Here is a 19442-nt window from a genome sequence, read left to right as displayed (position 1 = left end):
ACAGAGGTCAATATAAGAACTAACTCAACATTAACTTAAGGCCGACACACAGCAAAAAGAGGGCAAATATCTTTTTAAGTACAGGTGTTGGCCAAGTGCTCGCGGCTTTCACCCCCACAGGCGCCATTAAAACAGAAGTAATGATCAAACCAAACAATGCCGGTAAATAGATAAATCCGACGGTACCATAGGGTAATTCAGTGGCATTCATCCCCGCAATAATGTAGCCAAAACTGCCCGAAAGAGAGATCAAGAATCCCATAGCCGCAGAAAAACCAACGGCGTAACGCATCTGCAAACCATAAAACGTCAAAAATGGCACGATAAGTATGCCGCCACCAATGCCGGTCAAACCGGCCAAAACCGCAACAAAGGCCGATACAACAAAAAGCACTGCCGGATTAGGCAACTGACGATTCGATTCGGTCTTCACTGGATATGCCATCTGAATGGTCATTAAAATGACGAAGATAGCAAAACCTTGCTGCAAGGTGTCAGCGGGAATTCGTTCAGCAATAAAGCCTGAAGCAAGCGCTCCAATCACCAGCCCAGGGAACATGGGCTTGAATAAATGCCAAGGAATATTGCCACGCTTGTGATGCGCCCGCGTCGACGAAATTGAAGTGAGAATAATAGCCGCCAATGAAGTGGCAATAGCAATATGGGGTAACTGAGCAGAGGTAACGCCGACCGATGGCAGAATATAAAGCAGTGCAGGCACTACAATCAATCCACCACCAATACCTAATAACCCTGCCATAAAACCGACAAATGCGCCTAAGGCCAAGCAAATAAAAAACACCGACAACAAACTATCCACACGAATACCTGCAGCGTGATAAATTGAGGCCTTAGCTTAAAGCAAAAAATAACTTTAGTTAATTAAGAATTGTCGCTAGGCCCTGAGAGTTTAAATATTCTTTAACTAGCTCACGCACTTGAAAGCCATTAGATAGGCTTAAAGCCTGTGCCAGCAATTGGTCCAAATCGGCGCGAGCCACTCGGCGCAACAGGTAATTGATGCGTGCTAGGCTACCTTGGTTCATGCTCAGCTGATCATACCCCATAGCCACCAATAGGATTGACCCCATAGGCTCACCCGCTAATTCACCACAAATACTAATATCGAGCTTATGGTAGCGACAATCGAGCAGAGCTTGGTGTAAAGCCCGTAAAATCCCTGGATGGTAGCTATCGAATAATGAGCTTACCCTAGGATTATTACGGTCGACGGCTAATAGATATTGAGTCAGATCGTTACTCCCAACGGAAACAAAATCGACACGTTTAGCCACTTCATCGAGTTGATATAAGAGTGCCGGAACCTCAAGCATTATGCCTATTCGCGGCATAACAATCGCGCTATTGACATCATTTTTTAATTCAATAAACGCCTGCTGTAAATATTCAAGGGACTGATCAATCTCATCCAAATGACTGACCATAGGCAGTAAAATACTCAATTGCCGTCCCTGCGCCCCAGCCAACAGCATAGCTCTTAACTGCACTAAAAATAGTTCAGGATGATCGAGTGACAAGCGAATCCCCCGCCACCCGAGGAAAGGGTTATCTTCTTTAATCGGAAAATAAGGTAAAGGTTTATCACCGCCCACATCTAAGGTGCGCATCACCACTGGTCGACCGGACGCCGCCAATAGTACCTGCTGATACACTTTCACTTGCTCAGATTCACTCGGAAACCGTTGTTGCAACATAAAAGGGATCTCAGTGCGGTAGAGTCCAATTCCATCGGCGCCTTCGGCAATTTCAGAGGCAACACCACTAAGCAAACCAGCATTTAAATACAAACGGATACGAGAGCCATCCGTAGTCACTGAAGGTAACGAGAGCTCCTGGGCATATTGACGTTGCAGGGCTTTTTGCGCCGAAATCAAACTGCGATATTCGCTGACAACCGCAGGGGATGGAGACACCATCAACTGCCCACGGCTAGCGTTAACCACTAGGAGTTTTTGATCTATATCGGCGGACAATAACTGTTCTACCCCCGTTATCGCTGGCACGCCCAGCGCCCGGGCGAGAATCGCAGCATGGGAATTGACGCCACCAAGCTCAGTCACAATCCCCGCCAACTTTTGCCTTGGGAATTCAGCCAACATAGTCGCATCGGCTTCACGGGTCACTAAGATAACGGGCTTATCGGGCTCAAGCTCTAAACGCTCCGGCTCAATCAGTTGCCTCAACACTTTTTGCCCAAGGTCACGAATATCGCTAGCACGCTCTTTAAGATAGGGATCCTCCATGGCCAGAAACTGCTGAATGTACCTAAGGGACACACGACTGACGGCGGATTCAGCCTCCCATCCCAGCTGAACTTCACGGGCGTATTCGCCACCTAAGCTGGCATCATCGAGCAATAACTGCAACGCATTGAAGATAGAGACAACTTCTTCATCCTGCTCACGGTCAAAACGTTGGGATAGTGCGCCTATTGCCTCTTTGCACCGCGCCATTGCCGCGACTAATCGGCTAGACTCCTGTGCGATATCTTGGCAACGTATATCGGGTTGCTCCAAGGAAATCTCACCACCCAGCACAAAGGCATGGGCAATGGCGATGCCATTAGAGGCAGAAGTACCTTGAAAAAGAATCTGTTGGTGATGTGAACTCACCTGTGCCTTTTGTTTTAAGCCGCGCACCGCCATCGCTAGCTGAGCTGCAAGCGTCATCAAAAAGGCTTCTTCACCTTCGCTAAACTGGCGAGCACTCGCTTGTTGGACAACGATAACGCCCACTACAGCTTTCTGGTAGATAATGGGGACAGCTAAAAAGGCGCGGTATTCCTCTTCGGCCACTTCAGGAAAGAGCTTAAATCTAGGGTGCAAGCGGGCATCGGCTAAATTAACGGCCTCTTCTCGCTCGGCGGCTAATCCCACCAATCCTTCGCTAAGAGGCATACGCACTCGGCCAACGGCACTTTTTTCAAGGCCGTCGGTTGCAGATAACACAAGTTCCTGCTGCTCTAGGATATAAACTGAGCAGCATTGGGTTTCCATCGCTGCTTTTGTCGATGAAACTAAGACTTCTAATGCGGTTTCTAGGCTATGGGCAGACGCCACAGCCTGGGTGATATCCCTGAGCGTATTTAACACTGTTTTCAATCCTCTTTTGAAAATCAGCCTGTTGCCTTTTGCCTTCCCCGCTTTCTTGGTATCTCATGGGTCTGGAATGACAATGCCGTTACCGCAAACTCTTTCATTACCTTACGATAAACATCACGCTTAAATGAGACGACTTGCCGTACAGGATACCAATAACTTACCCAACGCCAATCGTCAAACTCAGGATGTCCCGAAGAACTCAAATTAATCGCACTATCTTGGCTTTTCAGTTGTAACAGAAACCACTTTTGCTTTTGCCCAATACACACAGGTTTACTGTCTTGCCTCACTAAACGCTTTGGCAAACGATACCTTAACCAAGAGCGAGTCGAAGTTAATATATGTACGTGCTCGGGTCTTAGGCCGACTTCTTCGTATAACTCACGGTACATAGCTTCCTCCGCCGACTCACCATCGTCGACACCACCCTGGGGGAATTGCCATGAGTGTTGACCGAAGCGTCTGGCCCACATGACTTGGCCGTATCTGTTACAAATTATTATGCCCACATTTGCGCGAAAGCCGTCGCTATCAATCACATGGACTCCATATAAGGATAAATTTTAATAAACTGATTGTTTCATAAAGCTAGTCTCTCAGCAAACCTCTATTTTAAGCCGAGCTTTGGATAAATAAACCACCCATTCACATTTATCAACAATGTAAGGTCAGATGAATGGGGGATATCCACATTTTCTGTGGATATCTCTGTTTGAAACTCCCGTGAACTTGTTAGATCGTTCAAAAAACGTCAATTAAGCTTAGTTTTCAGCTTTGCCCCAAAAAGATATAAAATCATAAAATTCATATACATAAATAAAAGTCACTGTAGTTTAATACACAAAACACCATTAAAGGTTATTTTTTAACCCATGTAGGTTGTGGTGATTATTTCTTAAATTAGTGCCAATGTTATACACAGAACACACAAAAAATTGTCCACACTTAGGTTAAATTAGCGCAGTTTTTACCATTGACTTGGACTTTTTATTGGGTTAAAGAGCCGGTTTTGAGGAGTTATCCATAATATCTGTGGATAACTATGTGGGGAACGCAAGGGAAAGCCGAGAGTAACTTTGGACACTTTTATTACCTGATAGAAATCAATTCAATATCATCATTTAAATCATATAGTTAAACTTAATCACCGATTAAGGTACAGATATTCATTTTGCAGCTCACTTTTTAACCACTGTTGCTAAGCGCTTATTTTTCAGTAAAATTCCCCTATGAAACCCATAATTCCTCCCCAGAATCTTACCGAGTTACTCGATCGCGCCCATATGCTGGCGGGCATTAGCTTGGCCCAAATTGCGGCTCAGAGAGGCATTCCCGTCCCCAAGGATCTTAAACGTGATAAGGGTTGGGTCGGTCAGTTAATTGAAATGGAGTTAGGGGCGACAGCGGGTTCAAAGCCGGAACAGGATTTTTTACATTTAGGTGTTGAGCTTAAGACGATTCCTATCGATACACAGGGAAAACCCCTCGAAACGACTTATGTATGCGTCGCCCCGCTAATCAACATTGAAGGGCTCACCTGGCAAAACAGTTTAGTGTGCCACAAGCTGCAACGGGTACTTTGGGTTCCCGTCGAGGGAGAACGGCAAATCCCCGTTGGTGAGCGGCGAATTGGGACACCCATTCTGTGGGAGCCAGATCCGCAGGAGCTATATTTATTGCAACAGGATTGGGAAGAAATCATGGAGCTTATCGCCCTAGGTAAAGTTGAGAAGCTCACCGCCCGCCACGGTGAAGTATTACAACTACGCCCTAAAGCGGCCAATAGTAAGGCTCTGACCCAAAGCATTGCCGAGGACGGCAGTCTCAAGATGACCAATCCCCGCGGTTTCTATTTGAAGACAGCTTTTACAGCAATGATACTAAATAAAGTTTTTGGTTAAATTTTCGTAGCAATATAGACTTGTATTGATCCAGATCACAAATATCACTGGTACTTTAGTGATGATTTTCTATAAACTACGGCATCCTGAAGTAATGGCCGTATTCGGATAAAAATCGAGTAGTGAGAACACGTAGACAAGCGAAAAAACTTCTTTTTGCGATTTTAGCTTGGGCGATTGCCATGGCTGCTTTCGTGTTTTTTCGATATGCACAATCACCAGAACTGCCCCAATGGGCGGTAGGCTCAGCCGATCTCGCGACACTTGCAGTGTACATGGGGATTATCTTCGGTAGCCTGCATTGGATGTCAAACCTGATTGCCGATTTCAGCGCGATTAATCGCCTACCCTATATATTTTCAGTTATTTTCAAAGGATTATTCCTGTTATTAGGTGCGACGACCTTGGCGTACATGACCCAGTTTTTAAATATGTGGGCCATTGAAAACCATATGTCGACCTTAAGACAGATGCTGACGGCACATATTCTGTACAGCCCCTCGTTTCAAGCCTTAATTGTTTATTTAGTCGTGGTGCGTGTGAGTTTAGCCTTTGTCGAACAAATGGCACTCCTGGTGGGGCCACGTATTTTGCTCAACATTGGATTGGGTAAATACCACAAACCCCGCTATGAACAGCGTTTATTCCTGTATTTAGATATGGTTGCTTCAACCACACACGCTGAATCCCTCGGGGATTATCGCTTTAGTCGCTTAATTCAAGACAGTTTTAGCTTACTCTCGGATACAGTAACGAATAACGAAGCCGAAATTTATCGTTATATGGGCGACGCAGTGCTTATCCATTGGCCATTGGAAGAAGGCGTAGTACACGACCGCTGCATGAATATCTATTTTGAGTTTAGCCAGCAACTCAGTTGGCAAAGACGTTACTTTGAAGAGCACTACGGTTTTGTGCCTAAGTTCAAGGCGGCGGCCCACTGTGGGCAAGTGGTAGCGGCTGTTGTTGGGGTGCAAAAACAGGAAATTAGCTTCTTTAGTGACGTACTCAACACCTTAGCAAGGCTGCAAGATCAGTGTAATCCCCTCGGGCAACGTATGTTAATTTCAGGTGCACTCGCAGGACGCTTAGATAATCCGAATAGTGAGTATCGCCTGTCCCCCTTAGGGCCCGTCAAACTCAAGGGAAAACAACACTCGATTGAAGTGTTTGGCGTTTCCCCTCTTTAAGCCATTATTCCGTATCTTTAGCCAGCAGCTTTTGGATCATTAGCCCTAAAGTGCGGAAGGTTAAAATACGACTGGTCGTTTGTCGCCAGACTAAGCCGATATCACGATATGGCGCTTCACCCGGTGGTGTCATCACCACTAAATCGGTGTCATTTAAAATACCCGCATCTATAGCCATTTGAGGTAAGAAAGTCGTTCCGAGTTTACTGTTCACCATCTGTACTAAGGTGTGCAAACTCGTCGCCGCAAAGGGATTGACCTTAGCGCTATCACCCAGTTGGCAAGCGGTAATGGCATGGCCTGTAATACAGTGCTCGCTCTGTAAGAGAAAGATACTCTCGTCAGGCAAAGCTTGATAATCAATGGGTTGATGAATGCCGCCCGCGAGATCTTTATGGATCACCATCTTAAAGGGATCGATTCCCACCTTCATGCTGTGGTAACCGCTGGTATCAACAGGTAGAGCAAGAATAAGTAAATCTAACTCCCCTTTACCTAAGGCATCGAGTAAACGCTCCGTCGTATCCTCTTTGAGTAATAGACTCATTGCCGGGTAAGTCTGCTGGCATTGGCGTACCACTCGGCTCAATAAAAACGGGGCGATGGTAGGAATACAGCCTAAACGAATATCCCCGGTCATAGGTTCGCCTTGGTTTTTCACCAGTTCGACCAAATCATCCACATCGGTGAGAATTTTACGGGCGCGCTGCACGACCTCCTCACCAATGGCGGTAAACATAAAGGACTTATGGTCCCGTTCAATCAATTGGTGCCCAAGGTGCTCTTCTAAATTCTGAATACCACTAGATAAGGTTGATTGACTGACAAAACACACCTTAGCGGCGCGGTTAAAATTTTGTTCTTGATGGAGATTTACCAAATAAAATAAATTTTTTAGGCTAGGTAAGCTTTTCATTTTATCGATTGCCACTAAGGTTATGGATTAGAAAATTAAATCTACTCTAGCACAAATGAGCAACAATAGGCTGGCATTAGTTATCAGGACTGTGAGCAGAATCGATATTCCATAGTTTGCAAACAAAGACTGTCAACTTAGGGCAAACTTAATCAATGCTGGGGGGAAAGAAACAGATGAATTGGCGCAGCTTAACTCAAGATTTAAATAATCACTGCGCCAATGGAAATCAAGCTAATGTTAGGCCTTAGCCTGTAGGAATAACTTGAGTTGTTGTAAATCGGCACTGGCAAACTCAACAATCTGGGCGACCCAAGAGCCGTGTTCTGCATCCCAACGCGCTTCTTCGCCGTGTTGCAGTAATTGAGCAATCTGCTGAATGCGTTTTAAACCAACGGATCCCGCCGCCCCTTTAAATTTATGGGCTTCGGAGCAGAGGGTATCTTTGTCTGCAGCATCGTTAGCCTTTACTAGGTTCCCCACATATTCAGGCATTAATTGCTCAAATAACACCACACTCTTAAGTAATGTCCCCGCGCCAATGGCACTACAGTACTGTTCCAGAGTATTGAGGTCTAGGATTGCTTCTAATTCAACTGTGGCCATCTAGGCCCCCCTTAAGTAGTCCAATGCTTAACATGAGTTTATGACATGATACCCACTAAAATTGTCTGTGCAACTTATAGCGGCATTTGTTGTCCAACAAGACTTTTATTTAACAAATAATCAACCATTTAAATAAGTAAATACTGTCAATTTGTCGCATTCATCGCCAAATGCTGTGGCTATCATCGTCCCTCTAATGCATCCCCTTGTCCACCCAAACGCTGCAAATTATCCACAATCGCCACTAAACCATCCCAGCGATAGGCGCACCAATCGGGGGCTAATAACATTGGTTTTTTTGCGTAGGCAGTGACGCGATGAAAAATGATCTCTTTTGGTGTATGCCGGATAAGCTCTCCAACGCTCGCGGCATACTCTTCGATACTGAGTAAGGGTAAGCGTCCCGCGCGCCAAGCCTTCGCCATGGTGCTGCCCTCAACCACATGTAAAGGATGAAGCTTTAAACCATCAACTCCCTGCGCCAGCACAGCCTGTAGTGTCGCCATATAATCGAGGCTAGTTTCACCGGGTAAACCTAAGATAAGGTGAGTACACACCTTTAACCCTCGACTTCTGGCCCGCGAAACGGTATCAGAATAACAGGCAAAATCATGTCCGCGATTAATCTTGTGCAGCGTCCTGTCGTTTGCAGTTTGTAGCCCAAGCTCCAACCACACATCAACGCCCTTATGCTGATAACTCGCTAATAAATCTAAGACATTATCTGGCACGCAGTCGGGACGAGTGCCGACACAAAGGCCGACAATCTCACTGTGTTTAACCGCCTCATCGTATTTGGCCATCAGCACTTGATACTCATCATAGGTACTTGTATAAGCCTGAAAATACGCGATAAATTTATCAGCATTCAGTTTAGGTTTCGCCTCTTTATAACGGGCTTTCCCCTGTTCTAACTGCTCACTGATGCTGAGCATTTCCGCTTGCTGATAACTAAAAGAAGCGACATTGCAAAAAGTGCAGCCTCCACGCCCAAGGGTGCCATCCCGGTTAGGACAAGTGAACTGGGCATCTATCGTTAGCTTACGCAACCTCTCACCATATTTAGCCTTACACACGGCGCCGAATGTGTTGACATATGCATCGAGCCCCATTACGTCATCCGCCGAATTTCATATCGTTTCATTTAAAATAACCAAGATAAAACCGCAAGTTGCAAACAAAAAAGCAGGGTAAACAAAATAAAAATCCTATTGTAAACAAAGCTGACCTTAGTTTTTTAGCGACAAGTCAAATTCCTGCTCGATAGTCAGTGCTAGTTGCAATAACCTGAGCCACAGTTCCCACTTCATTTACATTTTGTGATTTAACGCACAACCAAAAAGAATAACCATTCACTTATTTTAAATTTTTATATCACCACTGTATTTGCAATAAAAATCACTATTTCTAAATCAAAAACAATCACCACCAATGTTACACTTTAGTAAATCACGAGTATCGTTATTTTTAAAATTCTTTTTATTCATAACGTTATACAGCATTTTTATCAGTTAACGTTAACGTAAGCTAATTGTACTTTGTGTATAAAACATGAATTAATACCCATATTTTATGCAAAATTTTGGTTTGACCTTTAGTGAATCTCAGGCTAATTTGGGTGGTTCGGGTGCATATCTATAGAAAGTCTTTACATTTCTCCCCGAGTAGTAATTAGTTGAGGTCTAGGGAGGTTTTTGTATGAGCTTATATCATCCCAGTTTTGAGCGGGACAATTGTGGTTTTGGGTTGATAGCACAGATGGATGGCGAAGCCAGCCATCGTATCGTGCGCACGGCTATCCATGGCCTCGATCGCATGAAGCACCGTGGCGGTATCGCCTCCGACGGTCGCACAGGTGACGGCTGTGGTTTATTGATGCAACTGCCCGTACAGTTTTTTGAAGCGATAGCAGCGGAAAATGATTGGCATTTAAGCCGCAAGTTTGCCGTAGGTATGCTGTTTTTAAGTCAAGATGATGAATTGGCCGACCAAGCTAAGTTTATCCTTGAGCGTGAACTCGAACGTGAAACCCTGAGCATTGCGGGCTGGCGCAAGGTCCCCGTCAATCCCGATGTGCTCGGTGAAATCGGTAAGGCTAGCCTGCCACAAATCTACCAAGTGCTGATTAACGCCCCTATCGGCTGGCGTGAAAAAGATTTGGAGCGCCGCCTATATATGGCGCGTCGCCGCTTAGAGCAGCAAATCATCGACGACAAAGACTTCTATGTCGCCAGTTTGTCTGGCCAAGTGATCGTCTACAAAGGCCTGATGATGCCTGTGGACTTGCCCGCGTTTTATCCCGACTTGGCTGACATTCGCTTAAAAAGTTCTATCTGCCTGTTCCATCAACGTTTTTCCACCAATACTTCGCCTAAATGGCCATTAGCTCAGCCCTTTAGATATTTAGCCCATAACGGCGAAATCAATACGATTACGGGTAACCGTCAATGGGCCCGCGCCCGCGCCTATAAGTTTAATTCACCGCTGTTGCCCGACTTGCAACAGGCTGCGCCCTTTGTGAATGAAACGGGCTCAGACTCGTCATCCCTAGATAACATGCTGGAAATGCTGTTATCCGGTGGCATGGATTTATACCGTGCCATGCGATTGTTGATCCCGCCGGCCTGGCAAAGTAATCCAGAAATGGACGACGAATTAAAAGCATTCTACGACTTTAACTCTATGCATATGGAGCCTTGGGATGGCCCGGCCGGTATTGTGATGACCAATGGTCGCCATGCCGCCTGTGCCGTTGACCGCAACGGTCTGCGTCCATCACGCTATGTGATCACTAAAGATCGTATTTTGACCTTAGCCTCCGAAGTCGGCATTTGGGATTACGCCGCCGATGAAGTGATCGAAAAAGGCCGTGTTGGGCCCGGCGAGTTATTAGTGCTCGATACTTTGAACGGCCGCCTGTACCAATCCTTTGAAATCGATAACGATCTTAAGCGTCGCCATCCCTATAAAGAATGGATGGCAAAAAACAGCCGCACTTTGGTCCCAGCAGAGCAACTCACCACAGAGCAACACGGTGCCAGTGAGTTGAGTAACGAGCAATTGCTGCAATATCAAAAGCAATTTGGTTATACCCGCGAAGAATTAGAGCAGGTTATTTGGGTTCTCGCTAAACAGGGTGAAGAGGCCACTGGCTCCATGGGTGACGATACCCCTATGGCGGTATTGTCGAAAAAATCTCGCTCACTGTACGACTATTTCAGGCAAAAATTTGCTCAGGTCACTAACCCGCCTATCGATCCTCTGCGTGAAAAACACGTGATGTCCTTGGCGACCTGTATCGGCCGCGAACAAAACCTGTTTAATGAAACCACAGGGCACGCTTATCGCGTGATGTTCAACTCGCCAATTTTATTATTCAGTGATTTTAATCAGTTACTTGGCCTAGATAGCACTTACTATCGCGCCAATATCGTCGATTTAAATTACGATCCGAAGGAAGGGCTCGAAAACGCCATTCGTCGCATCACCTCAGAAGCCGAGCGTTTAGCCCGCAGCGGCACCACATTGCTAATTCTATCTGACCGCGCAATTGGTCAGTCTGTACAAGTCATCCCCGCGGCAATGGCGGTAGGTGCGGTGCAACAAATGCTGGTCAATAAGAGCCTGCGCTGCGACACCAACATCATTGTTGAAACCGCATCTGCGCGGGACCCACACCACTTTGCCGTACTGCTCGGCTTTGGGGCTACGGCGATTTATCCGTATTTAGTGTATGAATCAATTTCAGATCTCGCGAAGCGCCATGATCTTAGCGATACCACGGCCTTGATGCTGAACTTCCGCTATGGCATTGAAAAGGGTCTGCGTAAGATCATGTCTAAAATGGGCATCAGCACTGTGGGTTCTTATCGCTGTAGCCAGCAATTTGAAGCCATAGGCATTGCCAAGGATGTGATTGAACTGTGCTTTAAGGGCGTAATAAGCCGTATCGAAGGCGCAAGCTTTGCCGATATCGCCCAGGATCAAGCGCTACTGCATAAGGCAGCTTACCGCGCCCACGTAGCACTGCCTCAAGGCGGCTTACTGAAATATGTTGAAGGCGGTGAATACCACTGTTTTAACCCTGATGTGGTCAACACTTTGCAGGCGTCATTGAAAGACAAAGACTTCGCGACCTATAAAAAATTCGCTGAACTCGTCGACAATCGCCCTATTGCCACACTGCGCGACTTAATCGGTATCAAGGGCACACAAACAGCAATCGATATCGCTAAGGTCGAAGGAGCATCACAACTCTATCCTCGCTTTGATAGCGCGGCCATGAGCATCGGCGCCTTAAGCCCAGAAGCCCATGAGGCATTAGCCATTGCGATGAACCGCTTAGGCGGCCGCTCTAACTCAGGTGAAGGCGGCGAAGATGCACGCCGCTTTAATACGGAACGCAACTCTGCGATTAAACAGATTGCCTCGGCACGCTTTGGCGTCACGGCGCACTACTTAGTCAATGCCGATGTGTTGCAGATTAAAGTCGCCCAGGGAGCAAAACCCGGAGAAGGTGGCCAACTACCCGGCCATAAAGTCAGCGTTGAAATCGCCGGACTGCGCCACGCGCGCCCCGGAGTGACCCTGATTTCACCACCGCCACACCACGATATTTACTCTATCGAGGATTTAGCCCAGCTGATTTTCGATTTAAAACAAATCAACACTAAAGCGCTGATTTCAGTGAAACTTGTGTCTGAACCCGGTGTAGGCACTATCGCCACCGGCGTGGCCAAAGCCTATGCGGATATGATCACGATTTCAGGGTATGACGGCGGCACAGGTGCCAGCCCAATCACCTCAGTGAAATATGCAGGCAGCCCTTGGGAGCTAGGGTTAGCCGAAGTGCATCAATCCCTAGTGGAAAATGGTCTACGTCATAAAATTCGTCTGCAGGTCGATGGCGGCCTAAAAACTGGCACCGATGTGATTAAAGCCGCGTTATTAGGCGCCGAAAGCTTTGGTTTTGGTACTGTGCCTATGATCGCCCTTGGCTGTAAGTATCTGAGAATTTGCCACTTGAACAACTGCGCGACTGGCGTGGCGACTCAAGATAAAAACCTGCGCGACAACCACTACCACGGCCTGCCAGAGCGAGTGATGACTTACTTTGAGTTTGTCGCCGAGGAAGTCCGCGAGTGGATGGCGACCCTTGGGGTCAGTAAGTTTGAAGACTTAGTGGGCCGTAGTGAGTGGCTACATACCTTAGAAGGCCAAACCGATAAGCAACGCGGACTCGATTTAGCGCCGATCCTGTATCAGCCTAAGGTCAAAGCCAGCACAGCCCGTACTTGGCAGGAAACCAATCCACCCGCAGATTTAGGGCTACTCAATCAACATTTGCTCAACGAGTGCCAAAGTGCTGTCGATAAGGGCGAATCTTTCGATGCCGCTTACAGCATCAATAACACCGACCGCTCAGTGGGAGCAAGACTGTCGGGTTATATCGCGAGCACACTCGGCGTGAAAGGCACTAAGGCACCGATTAAGCTGAGCTTTAATGGCAGTGCTGGTCAAAGCTTTGGTGTATGGAACAGCCCAGGGCTTGAGTTAAAACTCTGCGGTGATGCCAACGACTACGTAGGTAAAGGCATGTCTGGCGGTAAGATAGTGATTTATCCACCGCTGGGTAGTCCATTCCAAAGCGAGCGTAGCGCCATTGTCGGTAACACTTGCCTTTACGGCGCGACGGGCGGCAAGTTCTTCGCCGCCGGCCAAGCGGGCGAACGTTTTGCGGTGCGTAACTCAGGTGCGATTGCCGTGGTCGAAGGGCTTGGCGATAACGGCTGCGAATACATGACCAGCGGCATTGTGGTTGTGCTTGGAAAAACCGGGGTGAACTTCGGCGCGGGAATGACGGGCGGCTTTGCCTATGTGTTCGACCAATTCGGCCGCTTTAATCGCCGTGTGAACACTGAGCTTGTCGATACTCAAAAGCTGGAATCCCCGATCCATCAACAACATTTGAAAGGCTTAATTGAAGAGCATGTCGCCGAAACGGGCAGTGAGCATGCCAAGATGATCCTGAGTGATTTTGGTAACTGGTTGGATTGCTTTGTATTAGTTAAACCTAAAAATATTGCGGTTGCAGATCTGCTCAAGTTAGAGCAATCAAACCCAGAATTAGTCGTAAAAGCGGGGTAATGGCGCATGAGTAACGATTTTCAATTTATTGAAGTGGGTCGCAAAGACCCCACTAAACACCCTGCGGCAAAGCGTGCGACTCAGTTTATTGAGATTTATCAGCCTTTTGCTCAGTCTCAAGTGGCTGAGCAAGCGGATCGCTGTCTAGATTGCGGTAACCCCTATTGCGAATGGAAGTGCCCGCTACACAATTATATTCCTAACTGGCTGAAGCTAGCGCAGCAGGGCCGAATCATGGAAGCGGCGGATTTAGTGCATGAGACCAACACTCTGCCCGAAATCTGCGGCCGAGTGTGCCCTCAGGATAGACTCTGCGAAGGCGCTTGTACCTTAAACGATGACTTTGGCGCCGTGACTATCGGTAATGTTGAAAAATACATTACCGATACCGCTATCGCCCAAGGCTGGCGTCCCGATATGAGCAAAGTCACACCACGCCCTGAGCGTGTGGCCATTGTAGGCGCAGGCCCTGCGGGTCTTGGCTGCGCAGACATACTCGCCCGTAATGGGGTAAAAGCCGTCGTCTTTGATAAATATCCCCAAATTGGTGGCCTACTCACCTACGGTATCCCCTCTTTTAAACTCGACAAGGCCGTTATGGCGACCCGTCGCAGCGTATTAGAAGGCATGGGCATTGAGTTCAAACTCGGTGTTACTGTGGGTAAGGACATCCCATTTGCTAAACTGCTCGAAGAATACGATGCAGTCTTCCTCGGAATGGGAACTTATACCGCGATGAAAGCGGGCCTTGCGGGTGAAGAGGCCCAAGGCGTCTACCAAGCCCTACCCTATTTGATTGGTAACACCCATCATTTAATGGGCACCTCAAACCCAGAAACTCCTTATCTTAATCTCGAGGGGAAACGTGTGGTGGTGCTCGGTGGGGGTGATACTGCGATGGATTGTGTACGCACCGCAGTTAGGCAAGGCGCCAGCAGCGTAGTGTGCGCTTACCGCCGTGACGAAGCGAATATGCCAGGCTCACGCCGCGAAGTGCAAAATGCGCGGGAGGAAGGGGTTAACTTCCTATTTAACCGTCAACCCGTGGCAATTAAAACCCAAGATGGCAAAGTGCTCGGTGTCGAATGTGTCGAAACTGTGATGGGTAAAGCCGATGCGAGTGGGCGTCAACGGGCTGAAGTCATCGAGGGTAGCGAGCAGCTACTCGAAGCCGATGCCGTTATTATCGCCTTCGGTTTCCAACCTAGCCCCGCACCTTGGTTCGCTGAATATGGGATTGAGCTTGATCAATGGGGCCGAGTCAAGGCGAGTAAGCTAGATGAAAACCCATTCCAAACCACTAACCCGAAAGTGTTTGCTGGCGGCGATATGGTGCGCGGTTCAGACTTGGTTGTCACCGCGATTGCCGAAGGTCGCGATGCGGCGCAAGGCATTCTTAACTACTTAGATTAATTGTCTATTTCTGTTGTTCAGCCTCGGACTCGTGCAAACGAGTCCAGCCATTTACCAGTGTCTTATCGCAATCGAATGAAGCAAAAGTGCGCATCTTAGGGCGCATTTTTCGTTACCTCTGCCCGTTTTTATCCCTGCCTAATCATACCTCGGCATAACGACAGCACATAACTGTGTGCTATATTAGCGAACATTCTGCAGTCCCACTCTTAAGTGTTGAATTAAAAAAGGTCTCCCATGAAAATTGGTATTATTGGCGCAATGGAGCCAGAAGTTGCCCATCTTATTGCGGCTATGACAAACGCCTCATCACAAACCATTGCTGGTATTGAATTTATTGCTGGAACCCTCGCAGGCAAAGACGTAGTAGTGACTCGCTCTGGCATAGGAAAAGTTGCCGCCAGTATCGCCACCACCCTACTGATTGAGAAATATGCGCCGGATGCGGTGATCAACACAGGTTCTGCCGGTGGATTTGTCGATAGCCTAGCCATTGGTGATATTATAATTTCATCGGAAGTTCGCCACCACGATGTGGACGTTACCGCCTTTGGTTACGAAATTGGCCAGATGGCGCAGCAACCCGCGGCCTTTATTCCTGCGCCATATTTGGTTGAAGCGGCGAACAAAGCGATTGCCCAGTTAGGTGAAGTCAAAGCGATTGAAGGATTAATTTGTACTGGCGATAGCTTTATTTGCGATCCTGTTCGCACCCAAACCATGCTCAAAAACTTCCCGACTATGGCCGCCTGTGAAATGGAAGGCGCGGCAATCGCTCAAGTATGCCACCAATTTGGCGTGCCATTTGTCGTGATCCGTTCACTCTCTGATAATGCGAACAATGACTCACCAGTGGACTTTGACTCTTACCTTGTCAAAGCGGGTTACCACTCGGCGTTGATGGTGATGTTATTGCTCGAGCAATTACAGCCAAGCTCAGTAAACTAATATCACTTCAGCGGAAAGTACCGAATGCACAGTTCTTTTTATCAACAGCTTGTCGAAATTGATGGGGCTTTGTTTGAAGGCTTTTTGGTACTTTTCTTCGCCCTACTGCTCGCGCGCCTCGCGCCCCTGCCCCGGGAAATGCAGCCACTCATTTGGTTTACCCATTTAGCCAAACAACTGGCTGCCAAAGTTAATCGTCCAGAGCGCTCCCCGAGTCAGCAGGCAACGGCGGGCTTTTTGGCTATGTTGCTGCTGGTATTTCCCTTTTGGGCCATCATCACTTTTTTACTCGAACTCGCTGCATTCCCATGGTTTTTCGAATTCTTAGTCCTCTATCTATGCTTAGGTGACGCGGGTTTTAGCCAAGTTGCAGATGAAATCGCTAAAGCACTCAAACGTCAGGATAATGCCAGCGCAAAAAAGTTACTCCAACCTTGGGTTGTCCGTGATACGGATAATCTCTCGGAAGTCGGCTTAACCAAAGCCACGATTGAAAAACTCTCTACAGCGCCTATTTATGGCACGGCTTCGACAATTTTCTTTTTTGCCATCGCCGGCGCACCTATGGTGCTGGCGGTACGTATGATTAAACAATTGGAACTCAGCTGGCCACCAATACAGCCGCAGTATCAACACTTTTGCAGCACAGCCAATAGTTTATCGACTGTGCTGCTCGCCATTCCCGCTTGGCTCTGGAGTCTATCGATAGCCATTCAGGGCGGCCCTAGGGCCTTAGCCAAACTGTTTAGTATCCCGAAGAATCACCCTGCGCTGCGGGGCTATGTATTGAGTGTCAACCTAGTCGCCAGCATTTTACAAATTGAGCTTGGCGGGCCACAAAAACTGGTGGGTCAACGCATTGATATCCCTAGGATAAGCCATGGACCACTGCCGACAAGCGATACCATAGCGCCAGCACTGAAACTCACCTCTAGGGCCTGTGCAATTTGGTTTAGCTTTATCATTCTACTGCCATTACTTTGGGCGGGTTTACGTTGGTTACAAAGCCTGTGATATGATGCCCACTTATCTTAACGTGAAGTTAAAGGCTGACTATCGTGCTCGAAAATATGCATGTTTCATTAACAACTCCGGCCTTGTTATTTCCGGCCATCTCATTGTTACTATTGGCTTATACTAATCGTTTTTTTGCCCTTGCCGCATTGATCCGCACCCTAAGCAACGGAGAAAAACCCGTTCATAAGGATCAAATTAAAAACTTAAGCCAACGGATCCGTATCATTCGCAGGATGCAGGAAGCGGGCGTGTCCAGTTTTGCCCTGTGCGTGCTGTGCATGATTTTTATTTATATCGGTTTTAACAAAACCGGCTCAGTGATCTTTGGTGCCAGTTTGTTACTGCTACTCTACTCGCTGATTTTATCGGTGATCGAAATCCGTATCTCTGTAGATGCATTGAACATTCATATCAAAGAGATGAGTAAATGAACCATTGGATCTATTTCTTTGATTTATGTGGTACAGCCGTATTTGCCTTATCCGGTGCCCTCGCCGCGGGTCGCCACAGGATGGACCCCTTTGGCGTGATTGTACTCGCCTCGGTGACGGCCATTGGCGGCGGCAGTATCCGTGATGCACTGATAGGAGCAACACCGGTTTTTTGGATCCGCGATCCCAACTACATCATAGTCATACTCGCAACTGTGATAGCTTGCTTATTGTTAGTACGTCGCCCACGTAAGGTGCCGCAATACACTTTGCCCGTAGCCGATGCCCTAGGTTTAGCACTGTTTACTGTTATTGGCGCCGAAAAAGCCCTCAATATGGGATTGAGTGGCATGATTGCCGTGGTGATGGGCTTGATCACGGGCGTGGGAGGAGGCATTATTCGAGACTTACTGTGTAGACAAATCCCTATGGTGTTACGCACAGAAATCTATGCCACCGCATCCATTATCGGTGGTATTGGCTATACCGTGAGTTTGCACTACGGTATGGGGGAAAAAACGGCGCTGTTTCTGGCAATGACCTGTGCATTGATTATCCGCTTAAGCGCAATTAAATGGCACCTGTCGTTACCAGCCTTTGATCTCAAAACCAAGAGGGAATAGTTTGCGAATATTGTGTCTTATTTGGTGTTTTATCTTTGTTCTGGCCCTCAATCCTGCTGCGGTGCAAGCCAACTCAGGTGAAATGCCCCAGGAGCAGCAGTTAGCCATAAAATATATGAATGCGTTGACTGAACACGACTACAAGACCCTCAGAAAATTCTATAACCGCGACAGTGTTTTCTTCGACAAAACCGCCAATCGTAAATACACCGGCGGGCGTTTTATTATCGATTTTTTAGAACGCGCCCATGAGGGAGTGCTGGAATATAACTTCAATGTCGAACATATGTATAACGCGGGTTCACTCGTAGTGATGATAGGAAACTACCACTTCAAGGGACCGGGTGAGCAATTCGGTAAACCCGGCAAAATTATCGATGTGGCGATACCTGGAGTCACCAGCCTTAAGTTAGATATGCTCAATCATAGGGTGACTGAGCATGTGGATCTTATCGATTACCAGACTATGTCTGACCAATTAGCGATGCAGTAATCACAAAATTTACACCGCATTGAAACTTGAGCCTTAAAAATGAGTCGAACTCAACAGTGAGTCAATACTGCTGAGCCTAGATGCCTCAGATCTGGCTAAGCCGTTTCGTTTCAATGAGGTTTGTATGAAGTTTGTTGGACTAATTGCCCTACTCGCCCTGAATGGCTTAATGCTGGCACCTAAAGCCCAAGCATTACAGCCCATTATCGTTTCCTATGCCGTTCAGCCCGTCAGTCATTTCAATCAGCAATTACGTATCGCCCAGGAGCAACACCAAGCTTGGTCCAAGGATCCCAGTAAAATAAGCAGCCAATACGCAGGCAATAAATTCACTTTAGTACGAACCCAAACCAATAAAGACGGTATTTTAACCTATCAAGTGAGTGAACTCTCCAAACAACACCCACAGATGTTATTGATTATCTCCCTCAAACAAAATGCGAAACAGTGGCAGGTCGATTCGGCGCAGTTAGCGTGGAAATGCAGTGATGGACAACATTTTGGCACCGACAGATGCAATATTGCCGAACATGAGGCCAACACAGCCCCTTAAATCTTGTGGAATTAAAAGCCTTAAAAACTAAGAGCGCCCTAAGGCGCTCTTTTTGTTTCTGTAACGTCTGTGGTTTAAACAT

Annotated in this window: 16 protein-coding genes; 10 read left to right on the top strand and 6 right to left on the bottom strand. The window is 47.2% G+C overall.

All coding sequences use genetic code 11. The features are described 5' to 3' along the window. Window positions 1-19 precede the first annotated feature (19 nt). From JFT56_RS05440 to rppH, 3 genes are read right to left on the bottom strand one after another with little or no spacing between them, the layout of a single operon-like run. Complete coding sequence (locus JFT56_RS05440) at window positions 20-820, bottom strand: sulfite exporter TauE/SafE family protein (protein ID WP_198782680.1); 801 nt, start codon at window positions 818-820, stop codon at window positions 20-22. 58 nt (window positions 821-878) lie between these two features. After that, the gene (gene ptsP / locus JFT56_RS05435) at window positions 879-3113 is read right to left on the bottom strand and encodes a phosphoenolpyruvate--protein phosphotransferase (RefSeq protein WP_198782679.1); all 2235 of its coding nucleotides are present in this window, start codon (window positions 3111-3113) and stop codon (window positions 879-881) included. Between the two features lie 23 nt (window positions 3114-3136). Continuing rightward, on the bottom strand, window positions 3137-3661 hold the full coding sequence (gene rppH / locus JFT56_RS05430; protein ID WP_198782678.1) for an RNA pyrophosphohydrolase: 525 nt from the start codon (window positions 3659-3661) through the stop codon (window positions 3137-3139). A gap of 690 nt (window positions 3662-4351) precedes the next feature. Here rppH and mutH point away from each other — a divergent pair. Then, the gene (gene mutH, locus JFT56_RS05425; protein ID WP_198782677.1) at window positions 4352-5023 is read left to right on the top strand and encodes a DNA mismatch repair endonuclease MutH; all 672 of its coding nucleotides are present in this window, start codon (window positions 4352-4354) and stop codon (window positions 5021-5023) included. 122 nt (window positions 5024-5145) lie between these two features. Next, window positions 5146-6213, top strand: a complete 1068-nt coding sequence (locus tag JFT56_RS05420; protein ID WP_198782676.1) for an adenylate/guanylate cyclase domain-containing protein — start codon at window positions 5146-5148, stop codon at window positions 6211-6213. A 4-nt stretch (window positions 6214-6217) separates the two neighbouring features. On the opposite strand, the gene oxyR is transcribed toward JFT56_RS05420, so the two are convergent. The 3 genes from oxyR to JFT56_RS05405 form a co-directional block, all read right to left on the bottom strand. Next, complete coding sequence (oxyR, locus tag JFT56_RS05415; protein ID WP_198782675.1) at window positions 6218-7129, bottom strand: hydrogen peroxide-inducible genes transcriptional activator OxyR; 912 nt, start codon at window positions 7127-7129, stop codon at window positions 6218-6220. A 240-nt stretch (window positions 7130-7369) separates the two neighbouring features. Beyond that, the gene (locus JFT56_RS05410) at window positions 7370-7735 is read right to left on the bottom strand and encodes an Hpt domain-containing protein (protein ID WP_198782674.1); all 366 of its coding nucleotides are present in this window, start codon (window positions 7733-7735) and stop codon (window positions 7370-7372) included. 182 nt (window positions 7736-7917) lie between these two features. Next, window positions 7918-8847, bottom strand: a complete 930-nt coding sequence (locus JFT56_RS05405; RefSeq protein WP_198782673.1) for a TIGR01212 family radical SAM protein — start codon at window positions 8845-8847, stop codon at window positions 7918-7920. Between the two features lie 586 nt (window positions 8848-9433). Between JFT56_RS05405 and gltB the strand changes: the two genes are divergently transcribed. From gltB to JFT56_RS05365, 8 genes are all read left to right on the top strand, one after another. Further along, window positions 9434-13882 carry a glutamate synthase large subunit gene (gene gltB, locus JFT56_RS05400; RefSeq protein ID WP_198782672.1) on the top strand — a complete coding sequence of 1483 codons (4449 nt, stop codon included), beginning with the start codon at window positions 9434-9436 and terminating at the stop codon, window positions 13880-13882. A 6-nt stretch (window positions 13883-13888) separates the two neighbouring features. Further along, a complete protein-coding gene (locus JFT56_RS05395) occupies window positions 13889-15295 on the top strand; it encodes an FAD-dependent oxidoreductase (protein WP_198782671.1) in 1407 nt (468 codons plus the stop codon). Between the two features lie 237 nt (window positions 15296-15532). Continuing rightward, window positions 15533-16243: a 5'-methylthioadenosine/adenosylhomocysteine nucleosidase gene (locus JFT56_RS05390; protein ID WP_198782670.1), complete on the top strand. Its 711-nt coding sequence runs from the start codon at window positions 15533-15535 to the stop codon at window positions 16241-16243. 24 nt (window positions 16244-16267) lie between these two features. After that, window positions 16268-17257, top strand: coding sequence for a cobalamin biosynthesis protein CobD/CbiB (locus tag JFT56_RS05385; RefSeq protein ID WP_198782669.1), 990 nt, complete (start codon window positions 16268-16270; stop codon window positions 17255-17257). Window positions 17258-17313: 56 nt separating this feature from the next. Beyond that, a complete protein-coding gene (locus tag JFT56_RS05380; RefSeq protein WP_037459213.1) occupies window positions 17314-17691 on the top strand; it encodes a DUF2721 domain-containing protein in 378 nt (125 codons plus the stop codon). Then, window positions 17688-18314 (top strand): trimeric intracellular cation channel family protein, encoded by a 627-nt coding sequence (locus JFT56_RS05375; protein ID WP_198782668.1) that lies wholly within the window; start codon window positions 17688-17690, stop codon window positions 18312-18314. Before JFT56_RS05380 ends, JFT56_RS05375 begins: the two co-directional genes overlap by 4 nt. Window position 18315: 1 nt before the next feature. Next, entirely contained in the window at window positions 18316-18807 is a 492-nt protein-coding gene (locus JFT56_RS05370; protein WP_198782667.1) for a nuclear transport factor 2 family protein, read from the top strand. A 124-nt stretch (window positions 18808-18931) separates the two neighbouring features. Continuing rightward, complete coding sequence (locus tag JFT56_RS05365; RefSeq protein WP_198782666.1) at window positions 18932-19360, top strand: hypothetical protein; 429 nt, start codon at window positions 18932-18934, stop codon at window positions 19358-19360. Window positions 19361-19442: the final 82 nt, after the last annotated feature.

This window comes from Shewanella putrefaciens (genome assembly GCF_016406305.1).
GTDB lineage: Bacteria > Pseudomonadota > Gammaproteobacteria > Enterobacterales > Shewanellaceae > Shewanella > Shewanella putrefaciens_C.
The sequence above is the reverse complement of the archived record's forward strand: the minus strand, read 5'-3'. Positions and strand labels throughout refer to the sequence as shown.

Bases quoted from the DNA above. Each gene is read 5' to 3' on its own strand.
- JFT56_RS05365 (WP_198782666.1), top strand. From the start codon at position 18,932: ATGAAGTTTGTTGGACTAATTGCCCTACTCGCCCTGAATGGCTTAATG.
- JFT56_RS05385 (WP_198782669.1), top strand. From the start codon at position 16,268: ATGCACAGTTCTTTTTATCAACAGCTTGTCGAAATTGATGGGGCTTTG.
- mutH (WP_198782677.1), top strand. From the start codon at position 4,352: ATGAAACCCATAATTCCTCCCCAGAATCTTACCGAGTTACTCGATCGC.
- oxyR (WP_198782675.1), bottom strand. From the start codon at position 7,129: ATGAAAAGCTTACCTAGCCTAAAAAATTTATTTTATTTGGTAAATCTC.
- gltB (WP_198782672.1), top strand. From the start codon at position 9,434: ATGAGCTTATATCATCCCAGTTTTGAGCGGGACAATTGTGGTTTTGGG.
- JFT56_RS05395 (WP_198782671.1), top strand. From the start codon at position 13,889: ATGAGTAACGATTTTCAATTTATTGAAGTGGGTCGCAAAGACCCCACT.
- JFT56_RS05390 (WP_198782670.1), top strand. From the start codon at position 15,533: ATGAAAATTGGTATTATTGGCGCAATGGAGCCAGAAGTTGCCCATCTT.
- JFT56_RS05410 (WP_198782674.1), bottom strand. From the start codon at position 7,735: ATGGCCACAGTTGAATTAGAAGCAATCCTAGACCTCAATACTCTGGAA.
- JFT56_RS05405 (WP_198782673.1), bottom strand. From the start codon at position 8,847: ATGGGGCTCGATGCATATGTCAACACATTCGGCGCCGTGTGTAAGGCT.
- JFT56_RS05375 (WP_198782668.1), top strand. From the start codon at position 17,688: ATGAACCATTGGATCTATTTCTTTGATTTATGTGGTACAGCCGTATTT.
- JFT56_RS05380 (WP_037459213.1), top strand. From the start codon at position 17,314: ATGCATGTTTCATTAACAACTCCGGCCTTGTTATTTCCGGCCATCTCA.